At 35.6% G+C, this 20367-nt stretch carries 15 protein-coding genes; 2 read left to right on the forward strand and 13 right to left on the reverse strand.

Translation table 11 applies throughout. From position 1 onward, the window contains the following. Window positions 1-3: 3 nt before the first annotated feature. The 10 genes from LC095_RS05870 to LC095_RS05915 all read right to left on the reverse strand — a co-directional run bounded on the left by LC095_RS05870 (window position 4) and on the right by LC095_RS05915 (window position 12989). Window positions 4-1269 carry an ABC transporter substrate-binding protein gene (locus LC095_RS05870; protein ID WP_226527273.1) on the reverse strand — a complete coding sequence of 422 codons (1266 nt, stop codon included), beginning with the start codon at window positions 1267-1269 and terminating at the stop codon, window positions 4-6. A gap of 127 nt (window positions 1270-1396) precedes the next feature. Then, window positions 1397-2224 carry a carbohydrate ABC transporter permease gene (locus LC095_RS05875; RefSeq protein ID WP_226527274.1) on the reverse strand — a complete coding sequence of 276 codons (828 nt, stop codon included), beginning with the start codon at window positions 2222-2224 and terminating at the stop codon, window positions 1397-1399. A gap of 8 nt (window positions 2225-2232) precedes the next feature. Then, window positions 2233-3168 (reverse strand): carbohydrate ABC transporter permease, encoded by a 936-nt coding sequence (locus LC095_RS05880; protein ID WP_226527275.1) that lies wholly within the window; start codon window positions 3166-3168, stop codon window positions 2233-2235. Window positions 3169-3501: 333 nt separating this feature from the next. Beyond that, window positions 3502-4749, reverse strand: coding sequence for a response regulator (locus LC095_RS05885; RefSeq protein ID WP_226527276.1), 1248 nt, complete (start codon window positions 4747-4749; stop codon window positions 3502-3504). 20 nt (window positions 4750-4769) lie between these two features. Then, window positions 4770-6530: a sensor histidine kinase gene (locus tag LC095_RS05890; RefSeq protein ID WP_226527277.1), complete on the reverse strand. Its 1761-nt coding sequence runs from the start codon at window positions 6528-6530 to the stop codon at window positions 4770-4772. 105 nt (window positions 6531-6635) lie between these two features. Next, on the reverse strand, window positions 6636-8159 hold the full coding sequence (locus LC095_RS05895; protein ID WP_226527278.1) for a DUF1593 domain-containing protein: 1524 nt from the start codon (window positions 8157-8159) through the stop codon (window positions 6636-6638). Window positions 8160-8229: 70 nt separating this feature from the next. Continuing rightward, window positions 8230-9714 (reverse strand): glycerol kinase GlpK, encoded by a 1485-nt coding sequence (gene glpK, locus LC095_RS05900; RefSeq protein ID WP_226527279.1) that lies wholly within the window; start codon window positions 9712-9714, stop codon window positions 8230-8232. A gap of 13 nt (window positions 9715-9727) precedes the next feature. Continuing rightward, window positions 9728-10693 (reverse strand): transketolase family protein, encoded by a 966-nt coding sequence (locus tag LC095_RS05905; RefSeq protein ID WP_226527280.1) that lies wholly within the window; start codon window positions 10691-10693, stop codon window positions 9728-9730. Beyond that, the gene (locus tag LC095_RS05910; protein ID WP_226527281.1) at window positions 10690-11517 is read right to left on the reverse strand and encodes a transketolase; all 828 of its coding nucleotides are present in this window, start codon (window positions 11515-11517) and stop codon (window positions 10690-10692) included. Before LC095_RS05910 ends, LC095_RS05905 begins: the two co-directional genes overlap by 4 nt. Window positions 11518-11552: 35 nt before the next feature. After that, window positions 11553-12989 carry an L-fucose/L-arabinose isomerase family protein gene (locus LC095_RS05915; RefSeq protein WP_226527282.1) on the reverse strand — a complete coding sequence of 479 codons (1437 nt, stop codon included), beginning with the start codon at window positions 12987-12989 and terminating at the stop codon, window positions 11553-11555. Window positions 12990-13333: 344 nt separating this feature from the next. On the opposite strand from LC095_RS05915, the gene LC095_RS05920 reads away from it, so the two are divergent. Then, window positions 13334-14425, forward strand: coding sequence for a LacI family DNA-binding transcriptional regulator (locus LC095_RS05920; protein WP_226527283.1), 1092 nt, complete (start codon window positions 13334-13336; stop codon window positions 14423-14425). A gap of 1129 nt (window positions 14426-15554) precedes the next feature. On the opposite strand, the gene LC095_RS05925 is transcribed toward LC095_RS05920, so the two are convergent. Further along, window positions 15555-16604 (reverse strand): PTS sugar transporter subunit IIC, encoded by a 1050-nt coding sequence (locus LC095_RS05925; protein WP_226527284.1) that lies wholly within the window; start codon window positions 16602-16604, stop codon window positions 15555-15557. 581 nt (window positions 16605-17185) lie between these two features. Here LC095_RS05925 and LC095_RS05930 point away from each other — a divergent pair. Then, on the forward strand, window positions 17186-18097 hold the full coding sequence (locus tag LC095_RS05930) for a LysR family transcriptional regulator (RefSeq protein WP_226527285.1): 912 nt from the start codon (window positions 17186-17188) through the stop codon (window positions 18095-18097). A gap of 900 nt (window positions 18098-18997) precedes the next feature. Here the strand turns inward: LC095_RS05930 and LC095_RS05935 are convergent. Both LC095_RS05935 and lipA read right to left on the reverse strand, forming a co-directional pair. Continuing rightward, the gene (locus LC095_RS05935; protein ID WP_226527286.1) at window positions 18998-19303 is read right to left on the reverse strand and encodes an iron-sulfur cluster biosynthesis family protein; all 306 of its coding nucleotides are present in this window, start codon (window positions 19301-19303) and stop codon (window positions 18998-19000) included. A gap of 28 nt (window positions 19304-19331) precedes the next feature. Then, window positions 19332-20210 carry a lipoyl synthase gene (gene lipA / locus LC095_RS05940; protein ID WP_226527287.1) on the reverse strand — a complete coding sequence of 293 codons (879 nt, stop codon included), beginning with the start codon at window positions 20208-20210 and terminating at the stop codon, window positions 19332-19334. Between the last annotated feature and the right edge of the window lie 157 nt (window positions 20211-20367).

The raw sequence follows: 20367 nt of genomic DNA on the forward strand, positions 1-20367 counted from the left end.
TAACTATTTAACCTCTTCTGCTGATTTTTGTAAAAATTCTGCAGCTTCTTTTGGTGTAAATTCACCAGTTATGACATTATCTTGTGCTTCAAAAAACTTAACCACCAGCTCTTGCGGTAATGCCTGGTCAGTGATGACAAATGCTCCTTCATCAAGGGCATCTACAAGTGTAGGTACATTAGGAAATTCTTCTGGAATTTCTACCCCAGCTGCTGCGACAGGAAAATCATAATTATCTTTATTTTGATCGATTACTTCCTTAGATGTTGCGAATTCTGCAAACTTTACTGCAGCATCTTGTACTTCTTTCGATGAATTACCATTTATTTGGAGCATCTCAACAAAACTAGAAACCCTTTGAGGTTTTTGATCAGTCGGGAATGGAAATACGCCTATTTTGTCTAAATCAAACTCATCTTCTGTTGCAGTGGTATCAAACCAAGGTCCTTCTAAAAGCATTGCAGCATCTCCACTGTAAAATGGCATCTTTGCTTCATTTGGGTCAGCTGTAATAAATCCTGTTGGAAAATATCCTTTTCCTTCCCACTCTTTCAATTTTGCATACGTTTGCTCAACTGCTTGATTGTCCCAAGATTCTTCTAGATTAATTAATTGATCTTTTAATTCTGGTCCAGCATAATGCTCTAAAACAGCTTCAGTAAATCTCATCGTATGCCAACCAAATTTCCCACCAACTGAAACAGGAGTAACATTATTTTCTTTTAACTCCGCCATAACAGCTTCAAATTCTTCAAATGTTGTTGGTATCTCAATACCTAAATCTTCGAAAATATCTTTTCTATAGAAAATACCTAAGCCTGCAAGTTTTGTAGGTACTCCAGTAATTTGGCCTTCATACTTCGTTAATTCAAGTGCAGTCTCTAAATATAATTCATTCCAGTTTCCTTGCTCAGCATATTCTGTTAAATCAAGTGTTAACCCATTTTCAGGATAGAACGAACCTAATGTTCCTCCCCAGTTAAACCAGATATCCGGAAGTGTATCAGAAGAAGCAGCAACTTTTAACCCCTCTTTATGAGCATCAACGGTTCTAGTCGAATAATTGATGTCAATTTCAGGATTCTCTTTTTCAAACTCCTCAACAACTGTTTCATATATACGTTTCTGAGTATCAAGACCCCAAAATTCAACCGTAATTTTGTCGCCAGATTCACTACTATTAGCGCTTTCATTTCCATTTGAACTACATGCACTTAATAGCGATAGAACTAAAACTGTAATCATGGTAAGTGAAAAAAATCTTTTCATGTGAATTTCCCCCTGTTTTTTTATAAAACTCATAAAACTACCATCCTTTCTTTAAAAAGTTATTAATAAGTAATAGAATACCGACCTTTCATATTCTATTACTTTTAATCAAATAAAAGAAAACAAGTTAACCTTTTACAGCTCCACCAAAGCCATTTACAAAATGCTTCTGGAAGATAACATAGACGAGAAGAACAGGTAAAACTGATAATAAAACGCCTGCCATCATCAACGGGTAATTTGTAGAATACTCACCTTTAAATGACATGATTCCTGTTGTAACTGTTTTGAGTTCATCAGACGTCAAGAAGATTTGAGCTAACAGGAATTCATTCCACGTTGCCAAAAAGTCTAAGATGATTAATGTAGAAATGGCTGGTAATGCCACCGGTAAGATAATTCTCAAGAATAGTATGAGATCACTGCACCCATCAATTCTAGCTGCCTCATCCAATTCATTAGGAATTCCTTTAAAGAATCCGTATAAAATTAGCGTTGCAAATGGAATACCAAAACCTATATAAATCAAGATTAATCCAACGTGTGTATCCATTAGATTCACCTTATTTAACAACATAACCAATGGGACTAAACAAGCTTGAAATGGGATTGTCATTCCTAAGATAATAAACAAATACACAGGTTTTTCCCATTTAAAGTTAAGGCGAGTTAGGCCAAACGCCGCTAACGCAGCCACAAATATTCCTAGCGGAACTTTAATTAAAGAGATGAACAAACTATTTTTCATATACATCCCTAAATTTCCTTCTTTCCATGCTTCCACAAAATTTCCCCATTTAAATTCTTCTGGTAAAGCAAATAAGGAATTACTAAATAAGTCACCATTTGATTTTAAGGAAGTTAAGAATAGAAAGAACACGGGTATTAACCAAACCAAAGCAAACGATATAATGAAGATATAAAATAATAATTTAGATGGCTTCAACTTTTTCACACTCCTTCTTATACATGCGATTTTTTACCTTGCCATAAAATATATGGCACAGCAATGATCATAACTAAGAATAATAAAACCATAGAGATAGCCGAACCTGTTCCAACATTATTTAAAGTAAATCCTTGATAATACATCCATGAAGCTAATACTTGTGTACTATGAGACGGTCCACCGCCAGTCATCGCATAAATAATATCGAAAACTCTCATTGAGTAAAATAACGTTGTAGCAAAAACGATTATAAATGTTTCACGCAATAGCGGTAATGTGATATTATAAAACGCTTGAAAACTATTAGCTCCGTCTACTTTTGCTGCTTCAAACGGCTCCTTTGACATTGATTGTAATCCTGCTAAGAAAATAACCATTGAACTTCCTACATGTTGCCAAGTCGCTGCGATAAATACAGCATATAACGCTATTTTCGGATCTGCTAACCAAGGGATACTTTCAATGCCTACTTTATTAAGTAGTTCATTAATTAACCCCATATTTGGGTGGTAAATCCATACCCAGATAATAGCTACTACGATATTTGAGAGAATAAAAGGAAAGTAGAAAACCGCTCTAAACAATGCTCTACCTTTAAAGCTTTTGTTTAAAAGTATTGCTAGTAAAAGGGCAAATCCCATGCTAAAAACTAATGACAAGACCGTCCAGATAATATTGTTTTTTAACCCTTTTGCAAATACCGTATCATTTGTGAATAAGTTAATATAATTTCCGAAACCCACAAAAATTTTCTCTGCCGAAACACCATTCCATTCAAAGAAACTAAGATACAAAGTATAGAAAGTTGGTATTACAATAACAGCTATATAAATGACTAGAGCCGGAAGCATATACATAATCGGCTTCAGAGCCTGTCTTAAAGCTGTCTTTCTTACTATTTTTTGTGGATTTGAAATAGGTACACTTTTTTCGATTACTTCCTGTTTCATCATTTCCCCTCCTATTAAAAGCAGTCTTAATTAATTCATACTTATCAGGTCTTTTGACATCTACCTTTTTATCTCTTTTATGACTCCAAATAACCTTTTATTGATTACGCTTTCATTATCCTATAGTTTATATTGCATTAATAGGAGGTGAATGTGACATATCTTGTGTTTTAACAACTACTTTTAAAGCGTTTTCAAAAACTTTTTTTAAAACATCTTTTTGCTTATAACAGTTACTTTTTCCCTTCTCGACCAAACAAATTGGTATCTGTAAATCAAAAAAAGAATGACCAATGATAGCTCATTGACCATTCTTTTTTCATCTTTTTCACATTAAGATCTCATTTTATATTCCTGTGGCGTTATACCTAAAGATTTTTTAAACACATGAGTAAAATGTGCTGGGTCATTATAACCAACCTGTTCACAAACTTCGTAAATTTTTAATTCTGGGTTTTTCAATAATTCCTTTGCTTTTTCTATACGTAATTTAATAAGATAGCTGGAAAAACTCTCTCCTGTTTCTTGCTTGAAAATTCTACCAAGATAAGTAGGATTCAAGTAAACCTCTTCCGCCAATGATTTTAACGTTAAATCCTCCGATAGCTGGGTTCTCATTTTCTCAAGTACAATTTCAATTACACGGCGGTTCTTCTTTCCAGCGTATTTTTCAAGATCGTTAGCTTCATTTTTATTTTGATTGATATCTCCATAAAAGCTTATATGAGAAAGATCAGATTTTCGAGCATCCTCCATCGCATAAATACTTTCTTTATAATGGACATGAAGATCCGTTAATTTAAGGCAAGTGTAGCCAAATCCTATCCTAATCTCTATTTTTAACAATTCTTGAATGGTTTCATGAAGATGTTCAAACATTTCCTTATAAACCCGTCTTTTGTCTTCTGAATCATTCAAGAAAACAATAATAGCAATATGTTGTTCCTGCACAGTACCATACGCTTCCCCATAAGTAAGAAACCATTCCTCCATAATGTTTTTTATGGCTGAATAAGCATCAATCTCCACCCATCCTCTAGGAAGTTCCCTGGCATCTTTTACACAACAGGTAAAGACCAATATTTCATGAAATCTCGGTATTATTTCGTCATCATAATATGGCAAAGGTAAGCCAAAAAGCAAATCATCTAAACGTTTTTCAAGAATATCTCGTTCTCTTTTCTTTTCCAATCTACTTAAATTTTTCTCTTTCAAAATACAGACTTCAATTTTTTCAATCGATTCAAATAGTATTTCAAAGGAAGCGGGCTTTAAAATATAATCTACGACTCCGTATCTGAGAGCTTGCTGAGCATACCCAAAATCTTTATATCCAGTTAAAAGAATGACCTTTACGTTTGAAAAATTCTCTTCAATATATTTACTCAATTCCAACCCGTCAACTGCAGGCATACGGATATCAGAAATGACTAAATCAATTTCATGTTTCTGTAGAATAGTGATTGCTTCTTCACCATCCTCAACAGCCGCTACAATCTCCCAGCTATGTTTTGCGCCTTGAATCATTTCTTTAAGCATTCGTAAGGCAAACGGTTCATCATCTACAAGCAATATTTTCATCTTATCCCTCCTCTGGTACCTCATTGTAGATAAGGAATGACAAGCTGAACTTTAAGTCCTCCCAAAGAGCTAGAACTTAATTCAAGTCCATAATGATGACCATATATCAATTTGACCCGATGATGTAGGTTGGAAAGTCCAATTCCTGAATGCATCATTCTATCAGTCTCAAATTCTAGATCTTCATTAAACTCCAAAGCATTTTCCATCTCTTCTATGCCCATACCTTTTCCATTATCCTCTACAATGAATGTAACCATGTTGTCTTCCTTTGTAATGGAAATATTTATTAACCAATACTTTCTTTTTATACTCTCTAATCCATGGGTAATCGCATTTTCTACTAGGGGCTGTAGCAACAGCTTCATTACTGGAAATTCATGAAGTTCTTCTTCCACATTCATCTTAATTTGCAGTTTATCTTCATATCGATAACGTTGTAGTTCAATATAATAGTTTAATTGCTTTAAATCTTCCTTTAGTCGAACAAATTCAGAACCAGGTTGGATGCTATACCGTAGAAGTTCGCTTAAAGACAATACCATCTCTGCTAGCTTCGTTTTCTTTTCGCTTATGGCATAATAATAAATTGTATTGAGTGAATTATATAAAAAATGGGGCTGAAATTGAGCTTTCATTGCGATTAGTTGTGCCTGTTTTTCTCTTATTTGTTTAAAAGACAAAATCCTTATTGTCTCATCTAGATGTTCAATCATATGATTAAAACTATCGTATAGGACAGTAATCTCTCTATTATTCATTGTTCCAGTATAGGGTTTTAATTTCCCTCTTTTTAGATTCGACATTCGGGATGCAAGGTCTCTAATTGGTCTAGATAATGACCATGAGAAAAAGGAAGCAAATAATAAAGAAGCAATAATTCCAAGGATCACAATAAGAAAAGTACTATTCTTCATTACTTTCAAATCTATTATGGCTTCTTCAACATCTATATAAGTAACTACTGTCCAGTTACTATAGGTTGAAGTGTAAGATGAGATATACACTGGTTTTCCATCTATTTCTTCTTGTGTGATATTTCCATTGTTCTTACTATCTGAAACATTATCTAAGAAAGAATCGTCCATTATTTGACCAAACTCACTTGAGTCTGTCGAGTATAAGATACGCCCTGTTGAATCGATAACCTGAACCTTATTAGAAGGATTGGTAAGAAAATTTCCAACAACATGTTCCGTATCTTCAACCGGAATGACAGTAAGCATATAACCAATGTTTTGTGATGGACGAGAATAATTTTTAATCTCTCTTACACCTAAAATCCCATGAACCAATTCTTTCGTTTCTATGTCATATAACATATTATTCGTTGTCCAGAACATCCCTCCAGCTGAATCAAGAAAGGGATACCAATCCATCTGTTTAATATTAAAGGGATTATAGAAGCCTCCTTCTCCTTGACTACCAACTAGTTCTATCAAAAATTCATTTCCTAAATAGGCCTGTTCATGTGTAATCACTTGCTGGACATTATAATCTCGTACCGTCTGACCAACTGGTTTTTCATTTATATTCATTAAATATTCTTGGGTATCGGGATGTAAGGCAATTCTTATTGAAAGACGATCATATTCCTCCAACATGCGATCAATCTTCCCACTCATTTGAATAACCGACTCTAGTAAGTATTGTGATGTTTTATTCACGACCACTTTAGAGGAAAACCGATAAGAGAAATAACTACTTATTGAGATTGTTATAATCATAATGATAGAAAATCCAATAATCATCTGTAATAATATAGTAGGTTTTTGTTTCATATGGCTCCTCCAGCTGTGCATTGAATAATATGAAAATAATCCTTATCACCCTGAAAAGGTAGATAAGGATTAAAAAATAAATAAGAGGACTTACTAATTGTATCACTATCTTGAGACAGTCAATACTACCCTCTTGTATGATGTTAAAGGCTTATCACCATTGTCCGATGCTTCGAGAATAAAGTGTAGTGTTTGCCCATTAACAGCATCAGTAGGCACCGTAAATTGACTTATTACCTCGATCTCATCTTTTTTCAACTTAGCAATTTCCGGTGAACCTGGAGGCGGAACAACAAATGGATATGAATTCTCCGACTTATTATTTTGTTTTTCCCTAACGGAAATTAAATCTATCTGTCCAGGATACGTACCTGCTTCCTCATATTGCCACCAGCGGCCGGTTAGATGATCGCCATCTGAATCCTTAACAATTGCTTTTAGGGTAATGGTCTGCCCAGGTCTAACAACTGTGTTCTCCAAACCAACAACCTCGACTACAGGATGGTGATTTGCATCTTTATATTCCGGTGTAACAGTCCATTGCATCCTAGCTGCAAAATCGCGTTGAGCAGCACCGAACCAACGGGAGGAAGAATAGTCTTTAGAAGCAACGCCATTAGGGTCAATGTCTTTACCATTCCGCCCTCCCCAGCCACCATAGCTTGCGTCTACATGAGCATCAAGGCCGTTGTCTAAGAGATTCATGTACATCGAAGTGTCACCTTCAGATATCCAGGAACCGGGCTCTTCAACCCCTCCATACCATGGTACGTAACCTAGTTCCTTAAGCTGTTCTACTGTTACCCCAGCAAAGCCAAAGAAATCAGCGATATCATTCTTATGCATTTGTTTTCCATCACCCCAGACCATATAGAACTCTCCAAATGGTCCAACCTTGGATATATTCTCTTGCGTCCATGCAGCTGAAAGATAATGGCGATCTTCAGGCTGAACAACTTTACGTGCTAAATATCCCCAGATCATTGTCGCCATTTCTCGGAATTCTATTTCTGGCCAATTTGGGCTAATATAGGATTCATAGACACCATCTTGGTCACCGAATGACTGGATGATCACTTTCTTGGAAACCTTTTCATAAATATCCTGCCACTGACTCTTATTCTTATATTCCTCTTCAATAGATTTCAGAGCCCTTCCAATCGTTGATTGACCAGCCCCTGTTAATAAATAGAGTTTGCCAGGTTTATCATCCATAATCAGTTTCTTAATTAGATTGGAACCAGGGCTATCCTTTGAAATATCTCCAGGGAAATCCACATTGCCTTCATAGATTCTTGAGCGCAACTCATCAGGATGCGGGTAGCCTTTAGCATGTACTGAAAGATTTTGATATACTTTTTCATAAATGTCGACTGCATCGTTCATAAAGTACGAGTCTTCATCCCATCGCCATTCAGAAATCGGTCCGATTCCATAATTGGAGTGCTCAGACTCCCCATGGAACAACGTTCCTTTGCCGTCACCCTTCCAGTGAAAACGACTACTTGAATATATCAGTCCTTCTGTTTCAAACTGATTACTGTAAAGCAAATATCTGATGATCGTATTAAGATCATCAAGCTCTGGGTCGTGCATAACTACAGTACGAAGCTTCTTATCCCTCGTCATATTATCAGTTCTCCTTAAATTAGTAGCTTGCTAGTTATCATAATTATAACCGCTTGAACCAAATCAATCATTATACTAAAACGCTCTTCACCGAGTCTTTCCATCCTTGGTAATAATGATCTCTCAATTCATTTGTCATAACTGGCTGATAATATTTACTTTCCTGATTGAGTCGTTTGATATCATCGATTGAGTTCCATATCCCAACGCCTAAACCAGCTAAATAAACAGAGCCTAATGCAGAAAGTTCTGCAATCAATGAAACAACAACGTCACTTCCAATGATGTCAGCTTGGTATTGCATTAAAAAAGCATTACTTGTCGCACCACCATCTACTTTTAACTCTTTTATCTCAATGTTTGATTCCGTTTTCATTAATTCAATGGCGTCTTTCACTTGATAGGTGATACTTTCTAAGGCAGCACGGATAATATGGGCCTTTCCTGAATTTCGACTCATTCCTATGATGGCAGCACGGGCATATGGATTCCAATAAGGTGCACCTAAGCCAACAAATGCAGGGACTAAGTATACGCCTTGATTATCTGGGATAGATGTTGCGAAACGTTCAACTTCTGAGAAATCGCTAAATAACTCAAGATCTTCCTTTACCCACTTAAGAACATCCCCCGTGCTATTGATAATTCCCTCGAGCGCATAACTCACTTCACCATCAATTCCCCATGCAATGGACGAAACTAAACCATTTTTTGCATGTACGAGATTACCAGTTTGCATCATAACAGAAGTTCCTGTACCATAAGTTGCTTTCGCCATTCCTTTTTCAAAGCACTTTTGTCCAAATAGAGCACCCTGTGAGTCACCTATAATTCCCGAAATTGGCAATCCTAAAAAAGAAAGTTTAGGGTCATTTACTCTACCAAAAATGTCATTTGAACTTCTTACTTCTGGCAGCATGGTTTTCGGAATACCGAAAATCTCTAATAATTCATCGTCCCAAGTAAGCGTGTGAATATTAAATAGAAGTGTTCGACTAGCATTTGTATAATCTGTTGCATGAACACTTCCTCCAGTTAGCTTCCACATTAACCAACTATCTATAGTTCCAAGCAACAGTTTTCCTTCATTTGCTTTATCTTTTGCCCCTTCAACATGATCTAAAATCCAACTTACCTTTGACGCAGAAAAATATGGATCAATTGTTAATCCTGTTTTTGCTTGGACTTTATCTTCATACCCTTTCTCTTTTAAGCCCTTACAAAAATCAGAGGATCTTCGACATTGCCAAACAATTGCGTTATAAATCGGCATTCCTGTTTCCTTATCCCATACGACAGTGGTTTCCCTCTGGTTCGTTATCGACAATACTTTATATTGATTAAGAGAAACAGAGGCTGATTGTAAGACCTCTGTTATCACATGTTTTACATTTTCATAGATTTCTATTGGATCATGCTCAACCCAACCTGACTCTGGGTAGTATTGTTTATGGGCAAGAGCGGTTTTATGTGTAATTTCCCCTTCTGAGTTAACAACTAGAGCCTTCGTTCCAGATGTACTTTGATCGATTGCAAGAATATAGTTTGTTGTCATATCCATCCCTCAATTATCGATTACTCATTTGCAAAGCGATTTTTTTTACGTTATCCACACTAATTCCATAATGGTTAAACACCTCAGAAGTATTACCAGTAATAGGAGGTTCGTCTGGAATTCCAATGATTTTCACAGGAACCGGTTGATGTTGAATAACCACTTCAGCGACAGCTGCCCCTAAACCACCGTGTATACTGTGTTCTTCAATCGTTATTATTTTTCCAGTCTCATTTGCTGCCTTAATAATCGCTTCTTCATCTAAAGGCTTGATTGTATGCATGTTGATTACTCTACAATTCATTCCTACTTGTTCAAGTGCTTCCGCCGAGTCTAAAGCTACACGAACCGTTTCTCCACTGGCGATGATCGTTAAATCACTGCCATCCTTCATCGTAACCGCTTTCCCAATTTCAAATTCGTACTCATCTGATACATAAGAATCTTCTACTGGATTACGTCCAATTCTTACATAAGCAGGTCGGTCACTTTCAACTAACGCTTCAAGCATTTTCTTCGCTTCATGACGATCTGCAGGCATCATAACATCAAGACCAGGTATCGCACGTGTTACCGCTAAATCTTGTAAAGAGTGATGTGACATACCAAGTGCACCGTAACTAACTCCTCCACTTATCCCAATTAACTTTACATTGGTTTGTGAATAAGCAACATCTACTTTAATTTGTTCGATACTTCTCATACTTAAGAAACAAGCTGGTGAAGCAACAAACGGCTTTTTACCAGAATGTGCTAACCCAGATGCTACCCCAACAATATTTTGTTCAGCAATCCCAACCTCAACAATTTGTTCAGGTAATTCTTTTCCGAACTGAACCATTGAAGCAGAGCCTCTAGAGTCACTTGTTAGCACTAATATATCTCGATCTTTTTTACCAAGCTCTAATAATATTTCACTAATTGCTTGGCGATTAGCTATTTTATTCCCTTTTGTTGGTTTCACAGCAACATTTTTCATACTAAAACCTCCAATTGTTTTGAAAGTTCGTCCATGGCTGAGTTGTATTCTTCTTCAGTTGGAACACGATGATGCCAGCCCACTTGATTTTCAGCAAACGAAATACCTTTTCCTTTTACTGTATTGGCTAGAATTAACGTTGGTTTTCCAGGGGTTTTAGGAGCACTTAACACGTTCACTACTTCTTCTACATCATTTCCGTCTACTTCTACAACTTCCCACCCAAAGCTTCTCCATTTATCACCAAGTGGTTCAAGACCCATGACATCTTCTGTATTGTTTGTAATTTGCAGACGATTCCGGTCTATAATAGCCGTTAAGTTATCGAGTTTATATTGTGAAGCTGCCATCGCACCTTCCCATACAGAGCCTTCAGCCTGCTCACCATCTCCCATTAAGGTATAAACTCGGTAAGACTTTCCGTCCATCTTAGCAGCTAATGCCATTCCTACAGAAATAGGTAAACCGTGCCCTAACGCTCCTGTATTCATCTCGATGCCTGGTACTTTATTATTCGGATGGCCAATTAGCCTAGAATTAAATTTTGAAAACGTTTTTAGTTCTTCTTTAGGAAAGAAGCCTTTGTCGGCTAATATTGCCCATAAAGATTCAACTGAATGTCCTTTACTTTGAACATAACGATCACGGTCTTCCCAGTTCGGATTATTTGGATCAATATTCATAATCTTATAGTAAAGAACAGTTAAAATATCAGTGTTTGATAGCGAGCCACCAGTATGACCTGTTCTTGCCTCATAAATCATCGTTAATAATGATTTTCTAATTTCTATCGCTTTTCTTTTCAAACATGCAATCTCTTCCATATTAAGAACCTCCCATTTTTAATTATTAGAATTCTTTATTTATTAAGATCACTACCACGAAGCCACGCCTTAATTTCCTCCACCGTTGGATCAACAGGATCTGGTGTTAAACCAGGAATATACTCACATGCCTCAAATAGTACCGGGATTACGTTTGCATGAATGCCAACTGAATGATGAATATATGGTCCTTTCACTAATTTTTCCTCCCATAGTGGCCAGTCATTTACCTCAACCCACACATAAGATCCTCTAGTAAATGGCCCTTCAATCCCTTTTGCTTTCCCTAGGAAAATTGAATACTCACCATGATCTCCATCAAATCGAGCTAATGTCATTTCTCCACCCTTAATTTCACCTTCATGAGTTCCTGGTGAATGATCATCAAATAAGAAGTGTTTGTTTAATTTAGGTTTTTCTTCTTTACTAAGTGATACTGGGAAGTTCCCACAATGGAACAATAGTTCACCATTTGGATTCTCAGGATGACGAACCGTGATGTCGGCAAAGAATGTTGGATGGGTATTTAATGTTGCTGCTTGAACCATAATTGATGTAATCGCTCCATGGATATCTGTTTCACAAGTAACTGGAATTTGTTCATCTGTTAAAATGGCATTTGCTAAGCAAGGCATGATGCCAATAATATCTTGTAGTGTCGACCAACATTGGATCGCAATTGCTGTACTTCTTGTTTCTTCAGCCAACTGTTTCATGGCTACTTTTAATGATGCAATCCTTCTAACATCCTCTTCAGTTACTGAGCTCCAATCAAGCTTTTCCTTAATATAATTCATAGCCTCATCTAACTCCGGGCTATCCGTCTTTTCTATTTTTAACGTTGTTTTCTTTAACTCATCTAGTGTTATAGGATGAATTTGAATACCAAATGTCTCTAATAACTCACCCTCGTTGCAAATAACTGACCAGAAATCAGAAGGTCGAGTTGAAATCTGTAAAATTCTTAAACTATTAAAATGCTTAACTACATTTGCGGCACCAATGAAATTTTTAAAACCTCTCTCGAAGATTGGATCATCAACGCGGCAGTTCGTAATGTAAGTGAACTTTACATTAAATCGTCTTAAAACCTTCCCTGTTGCAAAGATTCCACATTGTGAATCACGAAGGCGCATACCATCTTCTAGTGGAGCTTCATCTCTTGGCCCCCAAAGCAATACCGGCTTTCCAATCGCCTTTGCCACACGAGCAACAATATCCTCAGTTCCAAAGTTACAGTGAGGGAAAAACAGCGCATCTACTTCAGCATCTCTAAAACGTTTAATAATAGTAGGCTCTTCAAGGCGTTCATGTAACAGCCCTTCGTCGTTAATCCCCTCTAAATCAACAATCTCGATATCCAATCCAAAGCTTTCAATTTTTTCTCTTATTAAGTTTTTGTATTTAAGTGCATCTTCTTTACTAAACACAAATCGACGTGTAGGTGCAAAACCTAACTTTAATCTTTGCATGAGTAGCTACCTCCAAAAAATGTTCTGAATTTTGGTCAATTTAATTTTAAAGCGCATACATAAATAAAGTAACTAAACTTTTTAGTTTTTTTATGTGTTATAAATGTATAATAAGTCTTTTTTTTCACTCGGTCAATAAACATAACTAATATTTTTTAGTAATTTTTTTGGAGTTTAGATAAAAATTCATTAATAAAACTTAATTTTACCTTCTCTCTCAATAAAACGCTTATTATTATAATAATCACCAAGAGACTTAACGGTATCATGTTTAATTTAGGCTACAATATATAAAAATATTTAGTTTAGTTTATATAAACTTTAAATAGGCGGAAGAACTTAAGATGAGACTAGATGATATCGCTAAATTAGCAAATGTTTCAAAATCAGCTGTTTCTTTAGCTTTAAACGGAAAAAATGGGGTGAGCGAAGAAACTCGTGAAAAAATAGTCAAAATCGCACAAGAACATGGATATATTCCACGTCCGATTATAAAAGCTGAGCAATACTTTCAGACCCGAAATAAATTATTAAGGTTTGTAGCTTGCACAAACTCAGGAATTGTGACGGAACACTATGAATCTCTTCCTTTCTTTATGGAGTTAATAAATAATATTGTTAAACAGGTTAACCCCAGCGGATATTCCTTATTAGTAACATCAGTTGACATTAATATGTTAAAAGAAGAATTAACAAGACTTGAGCAAGAGCAACCATCTTCAGGTATTTTATTATTAGGAACAAACTTAACACCTGAACAAATCAACATAGTATCCACTATTCAACAAAATATAGTTGTACTAGAGACGTGCTTTGAGACGTTGAATACCAACTTTGTCATTATGAATAATGTCCATGGGGCGTATTTAGCTGGAAACTATCTTATAGATTTAGGACATACTGAAATTGGTTATATAGAGTCTAATTCAAGAATGTATAATTTTGATATGATAAAAAAAGGCTTTTTACAGTCACTTAGTGAACATGGTTTAAAAATGAAGACTGAAAATCTATTTTCACTATCACCCACGATGATTTCATCCCAGGATGTATTTATAGAAAAGATAAAAAAACGTTCACACAATCTTCCTACAGCTTCGTTTTGTGAAGCAGACTATATGGCAATTAGTGTGATTAAATCACTATTTGAGTTAGGAATTCATGTACCTGATGAGATATCGGTAATAGGATTTGATAATATTTTTAAATCCCGGGTTATTACTCAAGAATTAACAACTATTCATGTCAAGAAAGAAAAGATGACTGCAATAGCAGTTGAACAACTTATTAATCAAATCGAAAATAACGATTCTGATCGAATTAATATGTTTATCGATACTGAATTAGTGGTAAGAAAATCTAGTACTTTTTATAAAAATGAAAATAAGACTGATAAAGTAAAATTTAATAAGATTCCTAGTAATTTAATAAACTAGGGATTTTTTGTTCTTATTCATCCTATTTGATTACTAAAAAAATCATGTAAGATTAGAGACCAATAGTGACTAAAAAATATAAGGTGGATGATTACTAAATAGAAGGAAAACAAAAAAGCCCCAATCCCTTACCAAGGAACTGAAGCTTTTTTCTATGATCCGAGATGGATTCGAACCCCCGACCACTACCCTATCAAAATTGGGTAGGGAATTAATAGGTGTTAAACTATAAAACCGAGTTAAATAATTATTGGTAAAACAATGTTTTTTGCTTGTAGAAGTAAAATACTTTAATTAATATCAATGAAATAAATCAAGTCTGTCCAATTTGAGGTATGTGGTCTAGCTTAAGCATTCCATAGGTTCTATCTCTTGCTTGGAGTAATTTTTTAAATATTACTTGTACTTGCTCTATCAGTAGCAGAACTGAACCAAATATAAAAAAATAATAAGAAAAAGCAACCTCAATGGTTTTATATTTCTTTTGTAATTTCCATCTATTACACAATAAAAAGAGTTGCTTAGACACAAACAGCAAAAATAAATACCTTCAAGCTAGTTCATCTAATATTATACAAATTCCTCTTGTTAACTTTTCTCAGTCATTAGCACCAGTCCCAGATACACTTGCCATATACACATTTTCTGATTGAGTAATTTTCTAGCCAGTGGTGATGTTAACTTCTTCCTTACTCTAAGGAAATTGTTTAACATTTTTTCATGAATTCTCCCCTTCGGACCACTGCCTTTTACAAATCGAGCATAATCTGTATTCTTGTCTTGCAACGCCTTCTTGTTGCCGGAGTGGTACGTACCTTTTCCTCAGAATTAACTTGAGTCTCTTCTGCTTGGAACGCTTCTTTATTACTCTCTGAGTCTGTTTCTAGGGGGCATTTCACTAGATTCTTCTGAAGAAATTCTTGGTGATACGTCATAACAATGAATGTATATTTCCATTTATGAATTCAACTGTGTTTGACGATAAAAGGAAGAGTGTTTAAAATCCAACATCCCTTACGACTGACTGCCCTGCCTCACAAAAAGTTGCTAGATTGATAAGAAATTTGAAATACCTTCGCAAGATAGTGGAACACGATCATCAGCTCATAATAGAAGAGCCCTTGATATGTTATCCTAAAGAATTCTGTACTTGTGCCACATTCTCACTCTCTTTAAGAGTTTCAAAATGACTTTTTTTATAGTAAGAGAACACTCTTGCACCTATAATACCTATAATAAAGCCACAAAGTGCACAAGTAAGAGTTATTATCACAACTTTTACCGGATCATTCCACCCAAAGAGCACAATTACAGCCGGAATTGGTGATGCTGTTCCCGGTGCATTATTTAACAACCCAGACAAAGCAACTACAATTCCTGCGAGCCCTCCTCCTATGAAATTTGTAGTATAAATCGGAATAGGTTTTGACGAAATGATGTCTGCTTGAGTAAGTGGTTCAATCATTACTGATACAATACTTCCCTTATCGCCAAATCCCAGCTTGTGAAATAACAAACCATTTGTAAATGATACAGCAAGTATTCCAAGACCTGCTATGGCCATCGGAAGTCCAGTTAGGCCAAGCATAGCCGTAAGCGCCATTGAACTTAACGGTGATGTTCCAATTACAGCAGCAATCCCTCCAAGTATAACACCCATAATAATAGGTGACTGGTTCGCAGCGACCGTTAATATTTCTCCTATCTGTCCAAGTGTACTATTCACTAAAGGATTGATACAACTCCCAACCAATCTAACCGCTGGCGCAATAAATATGATAACAATTAAAAGATCTAACCCAGGTGTTACCCTTTTTTCGATATAAGGCAGTGTAAGACCAACAACATATCCTGCTATAAATCCTGGAAGTATACCGTACCCCCCGCACGCAAGTCCAACTAAAACAGCATATAATGGATTCACACCCATTTTTAGTGCCACCAGTGATGCAGCAGCCACTCCACTCATTGTCCCCGCAATTGTACCAAGGTCTCCTAAAAATTTAATACCTAGAATTTCTCCGCCTATATACAGTTGTATTGCCTCAACCAAAAAACTTGCAATAGCTGCTGCTGCCATCCCGCTCATAGCCTGCATACCCATTGGAGCTTTTAAACTAAATATTGTGAAGATGGTTAAGCAAATTAATAAAAGGCCAACACCTTGTAGAACTTCCATACAAACCCCTCCCATACATAACCTTGTAGTTCATAGACCATAAAAAATCATTTATTCTAGAAAGCATTTCAAAAATACATTAACTGAATTTCTAGATTAATTAGTTAGTACCAATATTAAAGGATGCCGTTTTACAATGGATAAAAAGCGTCTACAATTAAGGTTCTAAATCCTTCGTGTTTAATTAATAGATGATGACCAAATTCGTAGAGAATAAACCTGCAAAAATACATTATAAAACTTATGAACAAGCATACTTCATTCCCTCCTTTAGCTATAATTCAAATGTTTTTTACTTAGTTCACCCTTAACCTCACATTGTTCGTTACATTCCCTTACATATTTATGAATTTCTTATTAAAAAACTGATATATTACTGTTATTATCATACTACCCCCGTAACCCCCCCCCTGTAAAGCGACTTAAAATGATAGGTATAATCACATATGGTGATAGGTTGATATAACCAAGATGCCCAATTGGATCAGTTCATTCTTAAATAGAATATTTACCAGCTATAACTAGGTTTTTCTTATGAAATATTTATCTGAATAATTCAAAAAGAATAGGAGATGTTCAACATGGAGATAAAAGATATGCGAATTTTTGAAGCTGTAGCTGCTCATGGGAGTGTTAGTAAAGCCGCAAAAGAATTGAACTATGTTCAATCGCATGTTTCAGCAAGAATTAATTATCTTGAAACATCACTTCAAACATGCTTATTTCATCGTTATAGCCGCGGCATGATTTTAAATTCTGAAGGCAAAAAATTATTAAACTACACAAAAAATATTGTTTCATCAATAGATGAGATGATAAAGGTTGTTCAAGATTCCAATAATCCATCCGGATCACTTGAAATCGGTACAGTCGAAACCGTCATTAAGCTTCCTAATGTATTATCGGTCTTTCTTAACAAATACCCTAATGTTGATTTATCTCTTGTATCAGGTGTAACTAATCAACTTGTCAATGATATTCTTAACTACAAATTAGACGGTGCTTTTGTAACAGGATTTGCTCCTATTCCCAGCGTTATACAATATGAGGTTTTCCAAGAAGATTTAGTACTTATATCTAATAAAATAATTAATTTCGATACCTTTGACCGTGAACCCCTGTTAGTGTTTAATTCGGGTTGTAGTTATCGAGAAAAGCTTATGAACTGGCTAACAGATCAGGGATTCACCTCTCCAAAAATTATGGAATTTGGCACTTTAGAAACGATTTTAGGCGGAGTTATATCCGGACTAGGTGTCAGTCTTGTTCCAAAATCGTCTGTCAGCCATTTAGAAGCCGAAGGGCTAATACAATGTAATTCCATCCCTGAAAAATATAGTAAAATCACTACAGTTTTTATCCATCGGGCAGATGTCTATTTGACAAAATCAATGGAAAAATTCATTGAAACAATTACAAGTTTTAACAACCAAAGAGAAGATTCAGTTTCCAAGTCAGTACTCTTTAAACTTGTATCTTCTAATTCTATTTAAAGAAGACAATTAAACATATTTGTACTATTCAAACTTAATAATTTTCCTTTCGTAAATAGTACCTTTTTAAAAAAGGTTTCTAGAATTAACATACTCTATAAATGCTAAATTAAAAATGTACAAAAGTGATCGTTTAAGTATGCACATTTTGGAAACTAAACTGCATAATATTCTGGGGTGAATATTATGCATACACCAATCTGAATTTACTAAACTGTTTTTCAAATATCGGACTAAGTACTTGACGAATGGCTTGTTGAACTACTCTATCCACTACTGTTGGTATTCCCAATTTGCGCATCTTTCCATTTTCCTTTGAGATCTCCGAGTAGGCTTCGTTCACATTTTGATTACTTAAAATCTATCCTAAAAGCTCTACACTCGTTTCTCCTTCCCTCTCATGCAGTAGGTGATAACTCACTTTTGGTTAGCATTTGAGATACACTCATACTCTCACCATTAACACATTCGGAGTATATCTCTTACGCATTCGTGGTGTTGAAACACTATAAATTGTTATGCCCTTTATGAAATTATAATATTACTATGGCTTACGCTGACTTCTTGCTACTAACCTTATTCGATTGTACTTCTGTACAAACTCAAGAACTCTTAGGGTAAGACAACTATGTTTCCTCTTCTACTCGCCTGATTTAAAAGTTACGCGCATCTTTTTGTACTTTGACTTGTATAGAAAAAAGAGTGCTGAAAATTCAGCAACTCCTTAGGGCAGTCCATGAGGTAAAAAGTAGTTTTTATTACTTCTATCCACTTACAGAAAATTATTACTTTCTGTATATGACGCTAAATGATTATAGACACTTTTTATATTTGATATCTATTGCAATTAATAGTATATCCTTTATGTTAAAATTTTGCGTTCCCAATATAAGTCTCTTGCTACTCAAATTCAATGGCACATGCACTTGAAGCAAAACTATCTCCAACAGAAAAATGATGCTCTTCGGAATAACTAATCTGAGTTTCATTATCTAAATAACGCTTGGTAAAATGGTCGATGTGAAGGGTTATTTCTCCATACTCAACCACAATATCGTTTCGTCGTGGCTCATCAAAAATTAGTGAGAATTTGACAGATAACCCACATCCACCAGCTACATCGGCGTCAATTCTAGGTGCGTGTTCTTTCTTCCATTCCATTTTTTGTAGCTTTTCTAATGCAGCTTCTGTTATGTTAATAACCATCAAACCCTCTCCTTTTCATTATTCATCGTTATCCATTTGCTCTCGCTGCTTTTACCTGTTCATCGGCATGATAGGAGGAGCGAACAAGTGGTCCGGCTTCACAATGACTAAAGCCTTTGGATAGTGCAATCTCTTTTAGCTCCTTAAACTCCTGTGGACTCCAATATTTTTGTACCTTTAAATGGTGTTTCGTTGGCTGCAAATATTGGCCAATCGTCATAATATCGACATCGTTAGCACGAAGATCATTCATCGTTTCAATAATGTCTCCTTTTGTCTCTCCTAGCCCCAGCATAATGCTTGATTTCGTTGGAATAGTTGAATTGATTTGTTTAGCACGCTTTAAAAATTCAAGAGAACGTTCATAGGTAGCTCGTGCCCGAACTCTCGGTGTTAAGTACCTTACCGTTTCAATATTGTGGTTTAAAATATCCGGCTTTGCATCCATTAATAATTTCAAGTTGTTATATTCTCCATTCATATCGGATGGAAGGACTTCAATGCTACAAAACGGATTGCGCCTTCTCACAGCACGGACTGTTTCTGCAAAAACACTAGCTCCCCCGTCCTTTAAATCATCACGCGCTACAGCAGTAATAACAACATGCTTTAATCCCATTTGCTCCACTGATTCAGCCACACGTTCTGGTTCTTTCAAGTCCAGCTCTGTTGGTAATCCTGTTTTTACAGCACAAAAACGGCAAGCCCTAGTACAGATGCTTCCTAAAATCATAAACGTAGCTGTTTTGCGTATAGCCCAACATTCATGAATGTTGGGGCACTTCGCCTCTTCACAAACCGTATGAAGATTCTTTTCACGCATCATTTTTTTTAAGCCAGTGTATTGTTCATTCGTATTTAATTTGATTTTTAGCCAATCCGGCTTCCGTATATGATCCACAGTCATATTACCACTCCTATAATAACTACCAGCCATGCTTACAATATTTGAACGATAAAACTGTAATCCTTACAACTTTCTTTTTTTGATCGTGTTGTTTCAATAGCAGATTACATTAATTATCCACTATTTCTATTCAGTATTTCACAAGGATTTAACCCAC

Source organism: Metabacillus niabensis, from assembly GCF_020524345.1.
GTDB classification, from domain to species: Bacteria; Bacillota; Bacilli; order Bacillales; family Bacillaceae; genus Metabacillus; species Metabacillus niabensis_B.

Excerpts from the sequence above, each read along its gene's own strand:
- LC095_RS05910 (WP_226527281.1), bottom strand. The coding sequence starts at position 11,517 with ATGGAAGAGATTGCATGTTTGAAAAGAAAAGCGATAGAAATTAGAAAA.
- LC095_RS05890 (WP_226527277.1), bottom strand. The coding sequence starts at position 6,530 with ATGAAACAAAAACCTACTATATTATTACAGATGATTATTGGATTTTCT.
- LC095_RS05925 (WP_226527284.1), bottom strand. The coding sequence starts at position 16,604 with ATGGAAGTTCTACAAGGTGTTGGCCTTTTATTAATTTGCTTAACCATC.
- lipA (WP_226527287.1), bottom strand. The coding sequence starts at position 20,210 with ATGACTGTGGATCATATACGGAAGCCGGATTGGCTAAAAATCAAATTA.
- LC095_RS05935 (WP_226527286.1), bottom strand. The coding sequence starts at position 19,303 with ATGGTTATTAACATAACAGAAGCTGCATTAGAAAAGCTACAAAAAATG.
- LC095_RS05880 (WP_226527275.1), bottom strand. The coding sequence starts at position 3,168 with ATGAAACAGGAAGTAATCGAAAAAAGTGTACCTATTTCAAATCCACAA.
- LC095_RS05885 (WP_226527276.1), bottom strand. The coding sequence starts at position 4,749 with ATGAAAATATTGCTTGTAGATGATGAACCGTTTGCCTTACGAATGCTT.
- LC095_RS05930 (WP_226527285.1), top strand. The coding sequence starts at position 17,186 with ATGGAGATAAAAGATATGCGAATTTTTGAAGCTGTAGCTGCTCATGGG.
- LC095_RS05895 (WP_226527278.1), bottom strand. The coding sequence starts at position 8,159 with ATGACGAGGGATAAGAAGCTTCGTACTGTAGTTATGCACGACCCAGAG.
- LC095_RS05905 (WP_226527280.1), bottom strand. The coding sequence starts at position 10,693 with ATGAAAAATGTTGCTGTGAAACCAACAAAAGGGAATAAAATAGCTAAT.
- glpK (WP_226527279.1), bottom strand. The coding sequence starts at position 9,714 with ATGACAACAAACTATATTCTTGCAATCGATCAAAGTACATCTGGAACG.
- LC095_RS05920 (WP_226527283.1), top strand. The coding sequence starts at position 13,334 with ATGAGACTAGATGATATCGCTAAATTAGCAAATGTTTCAAAATCAGCT.
- LC095_RS05915 (WP_226527282.1), bottom strand. The coding sequence starts at position 12,989 with ATGCAAAGATTAAAGTTAGGTTTTGCACCTACACGTCGATTTGTGTTT.
- LC095_RS05870 (WP_226527273.1), bottom strand. The coding sequence starts at position 1,269 with ATGAAAAGATTTTTTTCACTTACCATGATTACAGTTTTAGTTCTATCG.